This is a genomic window from Rhizobium sp. 22-785-1 (genome assembly GCF_053521965.1).
Genome location: NZ_JBNWDI010000002.1, coordinates 16,191 through 30,186 on the forward strand (window position 1 = coordinate 16,191; position 13,996 = coordinate 30,186).

Consider the following 13,996-nt stretch of genomic DNA (forward strand, 5'->3'; position numbering starts at 1 on the left):
GGAGAAGTGATCATGACGCCTGTAAGCTTGCCCGACGCACTGATGTCTCGCTTTGCAGCCATCGTCGGTGAAAGAAATACGCTACGTGAGGCTTCCGATCTCGCGCCCCACCTTGTCGAGAACCGCGGGCTGTATCACGGCACCTCTCCACTTCTGTTGCGCCCCTCCACGACGCAGGAGGTCGCCGCCATCATGAAGCTCGCCAGCGAGAGCCGCACGGCTATCGTACCCCAGACCGGCAATACCGGTTTGGTCGGAGGTCAGACGCCCCGCAGTGGCGCTAGCGACGTTATTTTGTCTCTCGACCGCATGAACAAGGTTCGCGATATCGATCCCGTCGCCAATGTCATCGTTGTTGATGGTGGTTGCATCCTGGACGAGGTTCATAAGGCCGCCGAGAAGGTTGAGCGGATGTTTCCGCTTTCACTCGGCTCGCAAGGCTCGTGCCGCATCGGCGGCAACCTTGCCACCAATGCGGGCGGCACTGCGGTGCTGGCCTATGGCAATATGCGCCAGCTATGTCTGGGGCTGGAAGTCGTTCTGCCCACCGGCGAGATCTGGGACGGCCTGCGCCGCCTGAAGAAGGACAATACGGGTTACGATCTGCGTGATCTTTTCATCGGCTCCGAAGGCACGCTCGGCATCATCACTGGCGCGGTGCTAAAGCTCTTTCCAAAACCGCTTGGCCATCAGGTCGCCTTTGCCGGTCTCAACTCGCCAGCGGATGCGCTCAAACTGTTCGAGCGCGCATCCACTCTTTGCGGCTCTGCATTAACCGGCTTCGAACTCATGCCTCGCATCGGCGTCGAATTCACCGCAAAACACATTCCCGGCGTGCGCGATCCGCTGGAAACGCCGCATCCCTGGTATGCGCTGATCGACATCTCAAGCTCCGACTCGGCAGGCACCGCGCAGACGATGGTGGAAACCCTATTGGAACAGGGTTTTGAGGCAGGCATCGTTCAGGATGCCGTCATCGCCTCGTCCGAGAGCCAGCGTCAGGCGCTGTGGCACATGCGCGAGAGCATGTCGGACGCCCAGAAGCCGGAAGGCGGTTCCATCAAGCATGACGTGTCGGTTCCGGTTTCGCATGTTCCGGCCTTCATGGACGAAGCGGAAAGCGCCGTCTTACGCGCCATTCCAGATGCGCGTATCTGCGCATTCGGGCACATGGGCGATGGCAACATCCATTACAACATCTCCCAACCGGTCGGTGCCGACAAGAGCGCCTTCCTCGCCCGCTGGAGAGAGATCAACGAGATCGTCCACGGCATTGTTCTGTCTTTCGGTGGCTCGATTTCAGCGGAACACGGCATCGGGCAATTGAAGCGAGACGAGCTGGCGGCCATCCGCCCGGCAATCGAGATGGAGCTGATGCGCCGCATCAAAACAGCCTTCGATCCGGCAGGCATCATGAATCCCGGCAAGGTTGTCGTTTCCTAGGGCATGTGCAGCGATCACGCGATCGTCTATAATGCTCTGTGTCTTTGTTGTTGCCGCATTGACCGGCGTCGAAGCGGCGACGCACAACCTGAAACGCTTCAGATGAAGCCGCATCCTTCTCGCATGTCGTACTTTCTATCACCCTCAAGCTGAGCATTGTATTTTGATGCTGTGGAGTGCGTCTCCACGCTCATTTTTGGCCGCGCCAGCTTTGGCTATTGCCCCCTTCCTTCACACCTGTTGAAGTGCATTTGCGGAAATGCGCTCAGGCCGATCCCTGGTGTTTTTCCAAACACTTCGTCGATCCGTGCGGTCCGTGCGCCGGATAATGCACGATCGTCCCAATTCAGGAATCCGAAACCTTACGCGGCTGGGTTTTGCTAACCATTTGGGAATGCAAAGTTTTCTTAACCTCGATTTTTAAGCTGTTTCGAAGATGCGCTGGCTATCTTCCACCTATCAGAGGACGAAAAGTCCCGGACGAGGCCATGAAACGGCTCTCAGGTAAAACAAGGATAGCATGATATGAACAACACCGTTCTGAAGCCCGAATGGGCAGGCGCAACTCTCCGGCTCGATCCGACGCGGTTCCCGCAGCAGCTGACCTATGGCAACAGCAATGGTTCGTCGGATGTCGCCATCACGCTCGATGAGCGCGGCGCCGTTCTACGCAAGGTTCTTCATTCCAGCGGTCTACCGCTGTCCTTCGCCCTGCCTGCACGCGCTTTCAAGGGTGTTGCCGCCCGCGCGATCGACCATGGCGATGGCGGTGTAACGGTCACGCTCGAACTTCATCACGACGATCCAGACCTGTGCATTCCGCTCTTGGTGGCGCACGATCTGTGCGACATCGCCGCTGATTGGCGCAGCTGGTCGGAAAAGTACAATATCCCCATGCTGATGGTAGAAGCCGACGGTGTTGCCCGCCCTCTCGAAGATCATCTCGGCCATGTGCGCACGAAGTCTACGCGTCCGCGCCGTCGCCACTCCTACTTCGCCGATCGACGTCCGCGCTTTCTCGTACGTCGTAGCACCGGTTCGCTCGGCCTGACGATGCGGATCGAAGGCAAAGAAATCATCGCCCGCACCTGATCCACGTAACGCCGCTGTTCAGCCGGCGTTACGAGTGCGGACGAAAGCAGGCCCGGCACGCGCGCACCGCGTCCGGGCTTTTCGTCATGAGAAAATCAGCGGCAATATCAGACCTGCAAAGACGAGCAAGCCAACGCGGTTATTGGACTTGAAGAGAGCCAGGCACTTTTCCACGTTGCCGATATCCAGAGCCCTCACCTGATAAAACAGCATAGCGGCGGCAGCTATGAGCCCGACATACCCAAGCGCGTTAATGTTCGCGACCGCAAACGCCAGAACGAGACATATGAGGGCTGTGCCATAAAGCGCCACCAGTGCGCCATGTGTCCGATCTCCGAACAGGAGAGCCGTGGAGCCGATGCCAACGGCTACGTCATCATCTTTGTCCATGTGAGCGTAGATTGTGTCATATCCTACGGTCCAGGCAATGGCTGAGATATAAATCAGCACAGGCGCGGCGTTTAGCGAGCCGAATTGTGCGGCCCAACCCATCAGCCCGCCCCACGAGAAGGCAAGTCCTAAGAAAAACTGCGGCCAGTTGGTAAAGCGCTTGGCGAAGGGATAAATCGCCACGAAAATCAGAGACGAGAGGCCGAGCAGGATCGCAAAGCTGTTGAAGCAAAGCAGAACAATCAGCCCGGCAAGCGCCTGGGCCACGATGAATATCTTGGCCTGGGTTCGCGTCACGCGACCCGACGGCAGCGGTCTGGAGCGGGTGCGGGTTACCGCCTTATCGATCTTGTGATCGACCAGATCATTATAGGTACACCCCGCGCCGCGCATGGCCACCGAGCCCGCGAAAAATAAGAAGAGATGGAAGAGCAGCGTGCCCCAGGAGAACGAACCGACCTGCTTTGCCGCATTGGCAGCCAGAGCGGCGGACCAGAAACAAGGCCACATTAAAAGCTGCCAACCGATGGGGCGATCCCAACGGGCAAGCTGAGCATAGGGCCAGAGAGCCTTCGGCAACATCCGATAGACCCAATTGTTGGAAGGCGCGTCCGAAACGCGGCCGGAAAGATCGCTATGGTGAACCATGCCAGCCTTCTACCCCATGGGCAAGTGAAGCGGTAGCTCGGATTTAAGCTTTTGTTAAGGCTATCATCACCCGCGACTTGTTACCGACAGGGATCAGAAAACGACTTTCTCGAGCGGTGCCCTCGTCTTTTCGAACTCCATCAGCAGCGCTTCGTTGCGCGCGATGTAATCACGATTATCCGGCACGAGACCGCCACGTTTGGCAAGCTGGATCTGGAAGATGTGGAAATTCTCGTGCGTGAACGCCATTTCCGAGCCTGCCAGATAGAATTCCCACATACGGAAGAAACGCTCATCGTAAAGGGCGAGAGCATCGGTCTTTCGAGCGACGAAACGTTCACGCCAGTGGCGTAGAGTGTGGGCGTAGTGCATCGGCAGGATTTCAATATCCTTGACCAGTAAGCCTGCCTTCTCGATGGCCGGCAGAACCTCCGCCAGGGAGGGAATGTATCCGCCAGGGAAAATATATTTTTCGATGAAGGGGTTGGTAGCGAGCGCCGGATATGGTTGACCGATGGAGTGCAAAAGCATGACGCCGTCGTTTTCCAGCACCTCCGCCGCCTTCTGAAAATACTCCCGGTAATGGGTGGGTCCGACATGTTCGAACATGCCAACGGAAACGATGCGGTCATATTTCGTATCGGGCGGGAGGTAGCGATAATCCTGCAGCTGGAAACGCACGATATCGGTCAGCCCCCGTTTTTCTGCCCGATCCCGTGAGACGCGCAGTTGCTCTTCACTGAGCGTAATACCCGTTACGTCAACGCCCGAGCTTTCAGCCAGATACATTGCCATTCCGCCCCAGCCGGAGCCGATCTCCAGAACGCGGTGTCCCGGCTCCGGCATGAGCTTGGCAACGATGTGACGCTTTTTGGCAAGCTGCGCCTCATCAAGGGTGATGTCAGGGGGATTGAAATAGGCACAGGAGTATTGCCAGTCCTGATCGAGAAAGAGATCGAAAAGCTTGGCGCTTAAATCATAATGGTGGGCGACATTCTGCTTGTTGTGATTGACGGGCAGATGCATCTTGATGCGTGAGGCGATGATGCGTGCCATGCCGCGCCAAACCATGCCGAAGGTCAGGGCTTCAGAAAGCGTATTGCTTTTGATCAGGGCCAGGAAGTCGTAGATGTCGCCTTCGACGACCGACATTCGGCCTTCCATGTACATTTCGGCAAGCTTCAGTGCCGGGTCGGCGGCGATTTCGTCCATCGCGTGCTCATCACTGAAGCTCAGTGCGACGCGCTTGCCGCGTCCGTCTCCGAAGGACTGAAGACCGCTTGGACCCGTGACGATCAGGTTTCCGGTCTTGACGATTTTATCAAGCAGGGCATGCAGAGACGAGGCCATATTACCCCCAATAAGCTAAGTCTCACTTATCAAGTGCCTGTTACCGTATCTCTTTCCGCCAGAGTTGCAAGACGGGGTAGTTTCAAAAATACTGATTGATTTCGTGGAACAAAACGGCCCTTACTCAGTGGGTAAGAGCCATTTTATGCAAATCAACGGCGCTTCATGGCCTCCGCCAAAGCCGCCGCCAACGCGCCTCCGGACTGCGCAGGCTCGGCGCGGTCCGTCGGCTTTGCGCTGGCGTGGCTCATGACATTGGCATTGCCCTTTTCGCGCATTGGCTGAGGCGCTGCCTCGCCACCGTCCTTTCGCATCGTGAGACCGATCCGCTTGCGCTTTACATCGACTTCAACCACACGAACTTTGACGACGTCTCCGGCCTTCACCACCTCATGCGGATCCTTGATGAAACGGTCCGCCAACTGGCTGACATGCACCAGGCCATCCTGGTGAACGCCAATATCGACGAAGGCGCCAAAGGCGGCCACGTTGGTGATAGTGCCTTCCAGCAGCATGCCAGGCTTTAGGTCAGTGATCTCGTCGACACCTTCTGCAAAGGTCGCGGTCTTGAAGCTCGGGCGCGGGTCGCGGCCAGGTTTTTCCAGCTCGGCGATGATGTCCTTGACGGTCGGCAGGCCGAAACGATCATCGATGAAACGCTTGGGGTCGAGCGACTTCAAAGTGGCGCTGTCACCCATGACGGTTCTGAGATCGCGCCCACAGGCGGCGACGATCTTCTTTGCCACATCATAGGCTTCCGGGTGGACGGAGGATGAATCGAGTGGTTCCTTGCCATTTGGTATGCGCAGGAAGCCGGCGCATTGCTCGAAGGTTCGCTGGCCGAGCCGCGGCACCTTCAACAACTCCTTGCGGCTGGCAAACGGTCCGACCTGATCGCGATGCAGCACGATGGCATCGGCAATCGAGCTCCCAAGACCAGAGACGCGCGCAAGCAGCGGCGCCGACGCGGTATTAAGATCGACCCCGACCGCATTCACCGCGTCTTCCACCACCGCATCGAGAGAGCGCGACAGTTTGCCCTGATCGACGTCGTGCTGATACTGCCCGACGCCGATGGACTTCGGCTCGATCTTGACGAGTTCGGCGAGTGGATCCTGCAGACGACGGGCAATCGAAACGGCACCGCGCAGTGAAACATCGAGGTTAGGGAACTCTGCCGCCGCGCGCTCGGACGCCGAGTAGATCGAAGCGCCTGCCTCCGATACGATCACTTTGGTCGGTTTCGGCCCAGTGATCTGCGTCAGCATATCGGCCACGAGCTTTTCGGTTTCGCGGCTGCCAGTACCGTTTCCGATGGAGATCAGTTCGACGCCGTGCTTGCGGATGAGCGAGGCGAGTTCGGCCTGTGCGCCGCGAATGTCGTTCTTTGGCGGGAACGGGTAGACCGTGGTTGTCTCGACGAGCTTGCCCGTGCCATCCACGACAGCGACCTTGACGCCAGTACGGATGCCTGGATCGAGCCCCATCGTCGGACGAGATCCGGCCGGCGCTGCTAGAAGAAGGTCTTTCAGGTTGCGCGCGAAAACATGAATTGCCTCCTCTTCGGCTCGCTCGCGCAATTCTCGCATCAAATCCAGCGACAGCGACATGGACAGCTTGACGCGCCAGGTCCAGCCCGCAACCTCCATCAGCCATTGATCGGCAGTTCCGGCGTTGCGGATATCGAAGGCGGAAGCAATGCTGCTCTGTGCCGGCTTGATGGGAGACGGATCGTCGGCGTCCACATCGATTGTCAGCGTCAGCACCTCCTCATTCCAGCCGCGCAGCATGGCGAGCGCCCGGTGCCCCGGCGCCGTCGCCCATTTTTCTACATGGTCGAAATAGTCAGCGAACTTTTCACCGGTTGCCTGCTTGCCCTCCACCACTTTGGCACGCAGCATGGCGTTCTGGCGCATATACTCGCGCAGCCGTTTCAGGAGCTCAGCATTCTCCGTCATGGCCTCGGCGACGATATCGCGCGCGCCCTCGAGTGCTGCCTTAACATCGGCGACCTCTCCCACCACATAGTCTTTAGCGAGATCTGTCGGATTAGCCGCACGATTGTCCCATATCGCTTCAGCCAGAGGGCCAAGGCCACGCTCTCGGGCAATTTCTGCTCTAGTTCGGCGCTTTGGCTTATAGGGGAGATAGAGATCTTCCAGTTCAGCCTTGGTCACAGCCTGCATGATCTTGAGCATCAAGTCATCGGTCATCTTGCCCTGACCATTAATAGATTCGACAATCGTCGCGCGGCGGGTGTTGAACTCACGCAGGTAGGACAGTCGCTCTGCCAGAGTGCGAAGTTGGGTGTCGTCCAGACCGCCCGTAACTTCCTTGCGGTAGCGCGCGATGAAGGGAACGGTCGCGCCCTCATCCAGAAGCTGGATCGCCGCCTTCACCTGCTCGGCGCGGGCGTTGATCTCGGAGGCAATAAGGGATGAGAGACGGGCGTTATCTACGGACATATGGGGCTCTAAACTGTTCTTGAAATCTGGCCGACCATAGAGGCAGATTGTGGCGTGACAACATGGACACAAGAAGGCTCCACAGAAAAGCAGCGCATAAGGAGCGCCTTTTGCCTTGACCTTTGGGCCCCCTGCCCTTAACGCCGCAGGAAATTGAAAACAGGGGTGTCAAGCATGAAAGTTCTGTTGATCGGTTCCGGTGGACGCGAACATGCACTGGCCTGGAAAATCGCTCAATCACCCAAGCTAACCAAGCTTTATGCCGCCCCCGGCAATCCAGGTATTGCCGAACATGCTGAAATTGTGTCGCTTAGTGTCGAAGACCATGATGCCGTGGTGGCGTTCTGCCGTGAACAGTCCATTGACTTCGTGGTCGTCGGCCCAGAAGCACCTCTCGTCGCAGGCCTTGCCGACGATCTTCGCGCGGCAGGCTTCGCCACCTTCGGCCCCTCAAAGGGCGCTGCCCAATTGGAAGGCTCCAAGGGCTTCACCAAGGATCTTTGTGCCCGCTACAACATTCCCACCGGGGCCTATCAGCGTTTCAGATCTGCCGAACCCGCAAAGGCCTATATCCGCGAGCAAGGTGCGCCGATCGTCATCAAGGCCGATGGGCTAGCCGCAGGCAAGGGTGTGACGGTCGCTATGACGGAAGCGGAAGCGCTCGCCGCAGTTGACGATTGCTTCGACGGCGCCTTCGGCGCAGCCGGTGCTGAAGTGGTGGTCGAAGCCTTTCTGGATGGCGAGGAAGCAAGCTTCTTTTGTCTTTCCGACGGAAAGACCGCGCTTGCGCTTGCCACCGCCCAGGACCACAAGCGCGTTGGCGATGGCGATACTGGGCCGAATACCGGTGGCATGGGCGCCTACTCCCCTGCCCCGGTCATGACCGAAGAGATGGTTGAGCGCACCATGCGCGACATCATCGATCCGACGATCAAGGGCATGGCAAAGGACGGCAACCCCTTCTCCGGCGTCTTCTTCGCAGGCTTGATGATCACCAAAAAGGGCCCTGAACTCATCGAATACAATGTGCGCTTCGGCGACCCGGAATGTCAGGTGCTGATGATGCGCCTCAAGAGCGATCTGTTGCCGATCCTCCATGCCACTGCCACCGGCACGTTGGATCACGTCAGCGCCGAATGGCGCGACGAACCAGCGCTTACTGTGGTTCTGGCGTCGAAAGGCTATCCTGGGCCTTACGACAAGAACACACCGATCGCCTTCATTCCGAACGAAAGCACGAGCGCGAAAGTCTTCCACGCCGGTACCGCCCTCAACGACGGACAACTCGTAGCCACCGGCGGGCGCGTGCTCAACGTCACGGCTCTCGGCAGCACGGTCAGCGAAGCGCAGATCCGCGCCTACGAGTTGGCCGATGCAGTCAAATGGGAAAACGGCTTCTGCCGCCGCGATATCGGCTGGCAGGCTGTGGCGCGCGAAGGGAAGTAGAAGTCGTACATTTTCTTTCGGATGAGGCGCTGCATTTTCTCGTGTTCGTGCATTGAGGCGACATCTGCAGTAGGCCACCAATTTACGGGATGTGCTGTTCCAGTCGGTGGCGATCGACAAGAAAATGCTTTAAATGATTGCCGCTATCTTTTGATAGTGGGTAGGCTACCTCGATGTTTCGCTGAGCGAGCTTGACGGGGTCCAAAACCAATGACCGAGTACTGGACGCGAGAGTCAGGCTAATATAATGCAGAAAATCGACATAACGCTGGTTTCTGGGGCCCGCCCAGATCTATTGAACCTTACGCTCACTTCCTTCCAATCCAATCTTTTCCAACATTTCAACATACGGGATGTTTATGCAAATATCGACCCTGCTTTTGGCGGCAGTGACGCTCAAAATGCATGCGGCGATCTCATTAAATCTATGTTTCCAAAAGCACAAATCTTCACTCCGACCAAGGGTAGCTTTGGTGGCGCCGTGAAAAGATTGTGGCAACTGACATCTGACGCACATGTTTTGCACATGGAGGATGATTGGGAACTGAATGCTCTCGTCAAAGAAGAGGACGTTCTCCCTCTTTTCAAAGACGACGTAGGAATGGTCCAGTTCGCAATTCAAAACCGAGACTATTACGGTGGAGACTATCTCCACATAACCCAACGCAAGCGGATCTTCGGTTACGAACTTTGGAGCAAAAAGGTCAATGCTTATGGCACTAGCCCAAGATTTATACGGAAGGGTCTATGCAATCTTTACGGGCAACTTCTGAAGCCGCACCTCGACCCCGAAAAACAAGTTTACAAAAACAAGAACAAGGCGCTGTCCAAGGCGCATCAACCTTGGGCTTGTCGCCTTATCTACGCCGAAGATGGAGCTCCGCTTATTACTGACCTTGGCCGAGAATGGCGAGCCGCCCGACGAATTGAAAAAGTGGATGCGCGTGGAGGATCGAAATGGGTTCAGAAGTAGGGGGCATCTCGATTCTCTCAACCTACTTCGCTCCTTTGGTGGGAAGCGTTGCTGCTCATATAGATGCTATTTTACCAGGGCCAGAACAAGCACAGCTGATGGGTCAATCTTTTTCTCAAAGAAACCAACTTGCGCGTCAATATTTGATAACGGACACCGATATCCATATCCCTAATATTGAACGTATTGTCGTGGAAAAACCGTTGAGTGGCCAACTCACGTTGGAAATTCTGCGAAGACAGCGTGATTTTTTCAAACACAACGCGAATCCAACTCCCATCATCGTATGTGATACTGATCTGCTATTTTTTAAAAGCGTTTCGCACTTGTTCGATATGAATTTTGATATTGCGATAACAAGGCGGCATGGCAACCGAACCATGCCATTCAACAGTGGCATTTTTTTTGTGAACAACCGCACGCCGAACGCAGGGTACCGGTTCTGGACATTACAGGTTCAAACGATAGAACGCTGTTTCATGAATGATGCGGGCTGGTACGGAGACCAGCTTGTTCTCACGAAAATCATAACCGATCTGGCGACTCCCGTTGGCAAAGATATGTACGAAGTGGACGGGCTGAAAATTCTTGTGCTCGATGGAGACCAGTACAATTTTTCACCCAATAGGGAGCATAGCTATCTCTTTCTACGTCCCAATGTGCACGTGTATCATTTCAAGGGCAGAAGCCGAGAGTTCATGCGCTATTTTTACAGATTCTATATCTCTTCGGAGGAGCGGGATATTTTCACTCCTTTGAAAATTCTGTTTCACTCTATCAGGCTCGAATTAAGTCGCAAGAAATTGAAAGGCCTATATCTCCAGGCTCGCGAACGACTAAGTCCTGCTGCCACCTAGCACCACCGCTGCATCTTACTTTTGATAAGAACTCGTGGACTGACAAGTAAAGAAGCCGCAACCAAGCGGATATTTTTTCGTAGATAACCTTAAGCAGGAAAACCGCGATATCGGCTGGCAGGCTGTGGCGCGTGAGAATAATTAGAAACAGGCCTTTCGTTCAATTTTTACCAAACATCGTGACCGGATGGAAAGGAAGAATCCATAGGATCGCCGTTGTTTAAAGCGGCGATCAGACCGCGGGCTACGGGGTTGCACATGTTTAGAATTGTTTTGACGGCGGGCATGGTGTTCATCGGCGGCACGGCGATGGCATCCTCAATCGAGGTTCTACATGGCGCCAAGACTTCGAATGGAAGCGTGCTGACCATCACCTGTGACACATGCTCTTCCATCCCGTCGACGGGCAATGTTGTGACGAAGGCTGTTCTGAAGCGCGGAACGCAGAGCATCTCGACGCGTGACGTTGCTGGCCGCAAGGAGACAGTTCGGACCGAAGCGTGGCTCGGCGGCTCCCCAGTCACCTTCGTCAGCAGCAATCCTGTGTGGCTTCCCCAAGACCATTCCCAACCGGTTGTTGCCGAGTACACACCTCCCGTGGGAGAAGACCAGACCGCGCTCGAGGGGAATACTTCGCTCACCCAGAATCGCCAGCCTGTTTTGGCAGGTGCCGATGGACTGGATAACATCACTTTGATGTCGCTACGTCCCTCGCATTGATTTCGGCATGGTGACCTTGTGGTCGTGGCCCGCCTTGTGGCCAGAAGATACAGTTGACGTCTGAACGCCGGAAAACCCGTTTATCCGGCGCGTATATTTAAACATTCATCAATTCTAAAGCTGTTTGTGAGATTTCCTTCATGTAAGAAGCCGCGAAATTGGATCGCGTGCTTCCCTATGACGAACATTTAGTCTCAGGGCAGATGATACGGAACGCCCTTTATTGAGAGCGACGATGAAGAACATTCCAATTTCACGGCAACTGATCTTGCTTGTCATTGCACTGATGGCGGCTTTTACCCTTGCGACCTATTTCCAGATCAAATCCTCAGTGAACGCGATTTACGAAGAGCGTTACAACATGTTGAGGACACAGGTTCAGTCTTCGATTGCAATTCTTCAGTCCTTTTACGACAAGGAAAAAGCCGGGTCGCTGAGCCGCGAAGATGCGCAACGTCAGGCTTACACGATCGTCTCATCGATGAAATACGTACCGGACGGATACATGTTCGGCTATGACTACGATGTCAAAATGCTTTTTCATCCCGATCCCAAGCGTGTAGGCCAAAGCTTCAAAGGCAAGCCGGATTCCCAGGGCTTCAACTACCGTGACGAGTTGGTGCGTCTGGCTCGTGCGGGCGGTGGGGAAACCAGCTTTTACGGGCCGAAGCCCGGCCAGGAGGGCGACGGCTTCCTCAAGAGCTCCTACGCAATGGCGTTCGAGCCATGGCAGGTCGTTGTGGTCACGGGCGTTTATGTGGATGACCTTCAGGCACAGGTTCGAGCCACGGTGGTCCGCGCCGTTTCCGTCGGTCTTATCGTCTTCTGTCTCGGCATCGCGCTTGCCTTCTACGTCATCAAGGGCATTACGGGCCCGCTTACAAAGATCCATCAGGCTTTGGGCGATGTGGCAAACGAGAATGTCTCAATGCCTATTCCCCACACCGAAATGCGAAACGAGGTGGGCATGATGGCAAAAGCGATTGAGGCGCTGCAGCAGAAGGTGCGTGAACGCCAGGCCATGCAAAGGCACCAGGAAGAACAACAACTGCAACTGGATGCCGAACGCCAGACCAATATTGACATGCAGAGGGATGAAGCCGCGCTTCAGGCTCGGGTTGTGTCGACCATCGGTGAAGCTCTGGAAAGGCTTGCAGCGGGTGACCTGACGGTGCGCTGCGGCGATCTGGGTTCACGCTATGCCGGCCTGCGTACGAACTTCAACGAGGCGATCTCGCATCTCGATGCGGCAATGGCAAAGGTCAATGCCAAGAGCATCGACATCGGCGGTTCAAAAGAAGAAATTCGCAAGGCTTCAAATGAACTGTCGCAGCGCACCGAGCGCCAGGCCGCCAATCTCGAGGAAACATCCGCAGCGCTGGACGAATTGACCGTCGCGGTTCGCCAGACCGCCGATGGCGCCACTGAAGCGGCCACGCGGGTGATGTCCATCAGCAGTGATGCAAACCGCAGCGACACGATCGTGGAGCAAGCAATCGGCGCTATGAGCGGCATCGAGCAGTCCGCAGGCGAGATCTCCAAGATTATCGGCGTCATCGACGATATCGCGTTTCAGACCAATCTTCTCGCCCTCAATGCCGGCGTTGAAGCAGCGCGGGCAGGCGAAGCCGGTAAGGGCTTTGCGGTTGTCGCTCAGGAAGTACGTGAACTTGCGCAAAAATCCGCCGCTGCCGCCAAGGAGATCAAAACCCAGATCGCTCGTTCATCCGATCAAGTTCAGAACGGTGTTCATCTTGTCGGCGAAGCTGGCAACGCGTTGAAGCGTATCTCCGATCAGATCAAGTCGGCGAGCGACATCGTCAGCAAGATTGCGCACTCTGCTGCCGAACAGGATACGACGCTACGCTCCATCTCCTCTTCGCTCAACCAGCTGGACGCTGCAACGCAGCACAACGCCGCCATGGCCGAAGAGACGACGGCGTCCGCCGAGGCACTGGCGCATGATACCGAGGAGTTGCTGACGCTGATCCGTACTTTCCGCGTATCACAGCACCAGTCCGGCTCGTTACACGGCATGGCGCACCAGATGCGCATGGCAAGCTGATCGCGATAAGCACGGTTGATTTGAAAGACGCTGGAGAGATTTCTCCGGCGTTTTTTATTGGGTGATGGTGTCGAGACGGTCGATATCCGTATGCGAGAATACCTTGATCCCAGCTCGTAACAGGAGGGCCGCTGTCACGCCATGCCCCGCATGTTTGACGCCTGAAAACGTCCCGTCATAGATGGCGATCGAGCCGCAGGACGGGCTTCCATCGATCAGCAGCGCATAGGCGCAGCCGTGCTGTTTGGCAAAGGCGAGAGCTCTGTTTGCCCCAGCAATAAACGCGTCTGTTACATCTGCACCGGTGATCTCCAGCACGCGCGCCCTGCCCTCCAGCACATCCATACCGGACGCGCCGTTTTCGATTTCCGCAGGAGGGCGTGGAACAGGCATGCCGACTGCCATCTCCGGACAGATCGTCACGAGACGGCCCTCACCCTGCCATCGCTCGATGGCCGGATGATGGAGCCGCTTGCCGTTGCCGTCATATCGGACGGCGTGGCCGAGAAGACAGGCGCTGATGAGGATGTTGGACGTCATCAGCGCG

11 protein-coding genes are annotated in these 13,996 nt (G+C 56.2%); 7 read left to right on the top strand and 4 right to left on the bottom strand.

What is annotated here, in order from left to right; genetic code table 11:
• The first annotated feature begins 12 nt into the window (after positions 1–12).
• Together ACQZ5M_RS04875 and ACQZ5M_RS04880 are read left to right on the top strand one after the other, a co-directional pair.
• Complete coding sequence (locus ACQZ5M_RS04875) at positions 13–1,443, top strand: FAD-binding oxidoreductase (RefSeq protein ID WP_449079202.1); 1,431 nt, start codon at positions 13–15, stop codon at positions 1,441–1,443.
• 525 nt (positions 1,444–1,968) lie between these two features.
• Positions 1,969–2,535: a DUF6101 family protein gene (locus ACQZ5M_RS04880; RefSeq protein WP_296016712.1), complete on the top strand. Its 567-nt coding sequence runs from the start codon at positions 1,969–1,971 to the stop codon at positions 2,533–2,535.
• An 84-nt stretch (positions 2,536–2,619) separates the two neighbouring features.
• On the opposite strand, the gene ubiA is transcribed toward ACQZ5M_RS04880, so the two are convergent.
• The 3 genes from ubiA to ACQZ5M_RS04895 form a co-directional block, all read right to left on the bottom strand.
• A complete protein-coding gene (gene ubiA / locus ACQZ5M_RS04885) occupies positions 2,620–3,573 on the bottom strand; it encodes a 4-hydroxybenzoate octaprenyltransferase (protein WP_449079203.1) in 954 nt (317 codons plus the stop codon).
• Between the two features lie 93 nt (positions 3,574–3,666).
• On the bottom strand, positions 3,667–4,923 hold the full coding sequence (locus ACQZ5M_RS04890) for a class I SAM-dependent methyltransferase (RefSeq protein ID WP_449079205.1): 1,257 nt from the start codon (positions 4,921–4,923) through the stop codon (positions 3,667–3,669).
• Positions 4,924–5,075: 152 nt separating this feature from the next.
• Positions 5,076–7,388, bottom strand: a complete 2,313-nt coding sequence (locus ACQZ5M_RS04895; RefSeq protein WP_449079206.1) for a Tex family protein — start codon at positions 7,386–7,388, stop codon at positions 5,076–5,078.
• Between the two features lie 174 nt (positions 7,389–7,562).
• Here ACQZ5M_RS04895 and purD point away from each other — a divergent pair, with 174 nt between their 5' ends.
• The 5 genes from purD (at position 7,563) to ACQZ5M_RS04920 (ending at position 13,449) form a co-directional block, all read left to right on the top strand.
• Entirely contained in the window at positions 7,563–8,834 is a 1,272-nt protein-coding gene (purD, locus tag ACQZ5M_RS04900; RefSeq protein ID WP_449079207.1) for a phosphoribosylamine--glycine ligase, read from the top strand.
• Between the two features lie 247 nt (positions 8,835–9,081).
• A complete protein-coding gene (locus tag ACQZ5M_RS04905) occupies positions 9,082–9,807 on the top strand; it encodes a hypothetical protein (RefSeq protein ID WP_296077704.1) in 726 nt (241 codons plus the stop codon).
• Complete coding sequence (locus ACQZ5M_RS04910) at positions 9,792–10,664, top strand: hypothetical protein (protein WP_449079208.1); 873 nt, start codon at positions 9,792–9,794, stop codon at positions 10,662–10,664. Before ACQZ5M_RS04905 ends, ACQZ5M_RS04910 begins: the two co-directional genes overlap by 16 nt.
• Positions 10,665–10,922: 258 nt before the next feature.
• Positions 10,923–11,384, top strand: coding sequence for a plant virulence effector HPE1-like domain-containing protein (locus tag ACQZ5M_RS04915; protein ID WP_296077708.1), 462 nt, complete (start codon positions 10,923–10,925; stop codon positions 11,382–11,384).
• 235 nt (positions 11,385–11,619) lie between these two features.
• Positions 11,620–13,449, top strand: a complete 1,830-nt coding sequence (locus ACQZ5M_RS04920; protein ID WP_449079209.1) for a methyl-accepting chemotaxis protein — start codon at positions 11,620–11,622, stop codon at positions 13,447–13,449.
• A gap of 54 nt (positions 13,450–13,503) precedes the next feature.
• On the opposite strand, the gene ACQZ5M_RS04925 is transcribed toward ACQZ5M_RS04920, so the two are convergent.
• Positions 13,504–13,989: a 2-thiouracil desulfurase family protein gene (locus ACQZ5M_RS04925; protein ID WP_296078703.1), complete on the bottom strand. Its 486-nt coding sequence runs from the start codon at positions 13,987–13,989 to the stop codon at positions 13,504–13,506.
• Positions 13,990–13,996 lie beyond the last annotated feature (7 nt).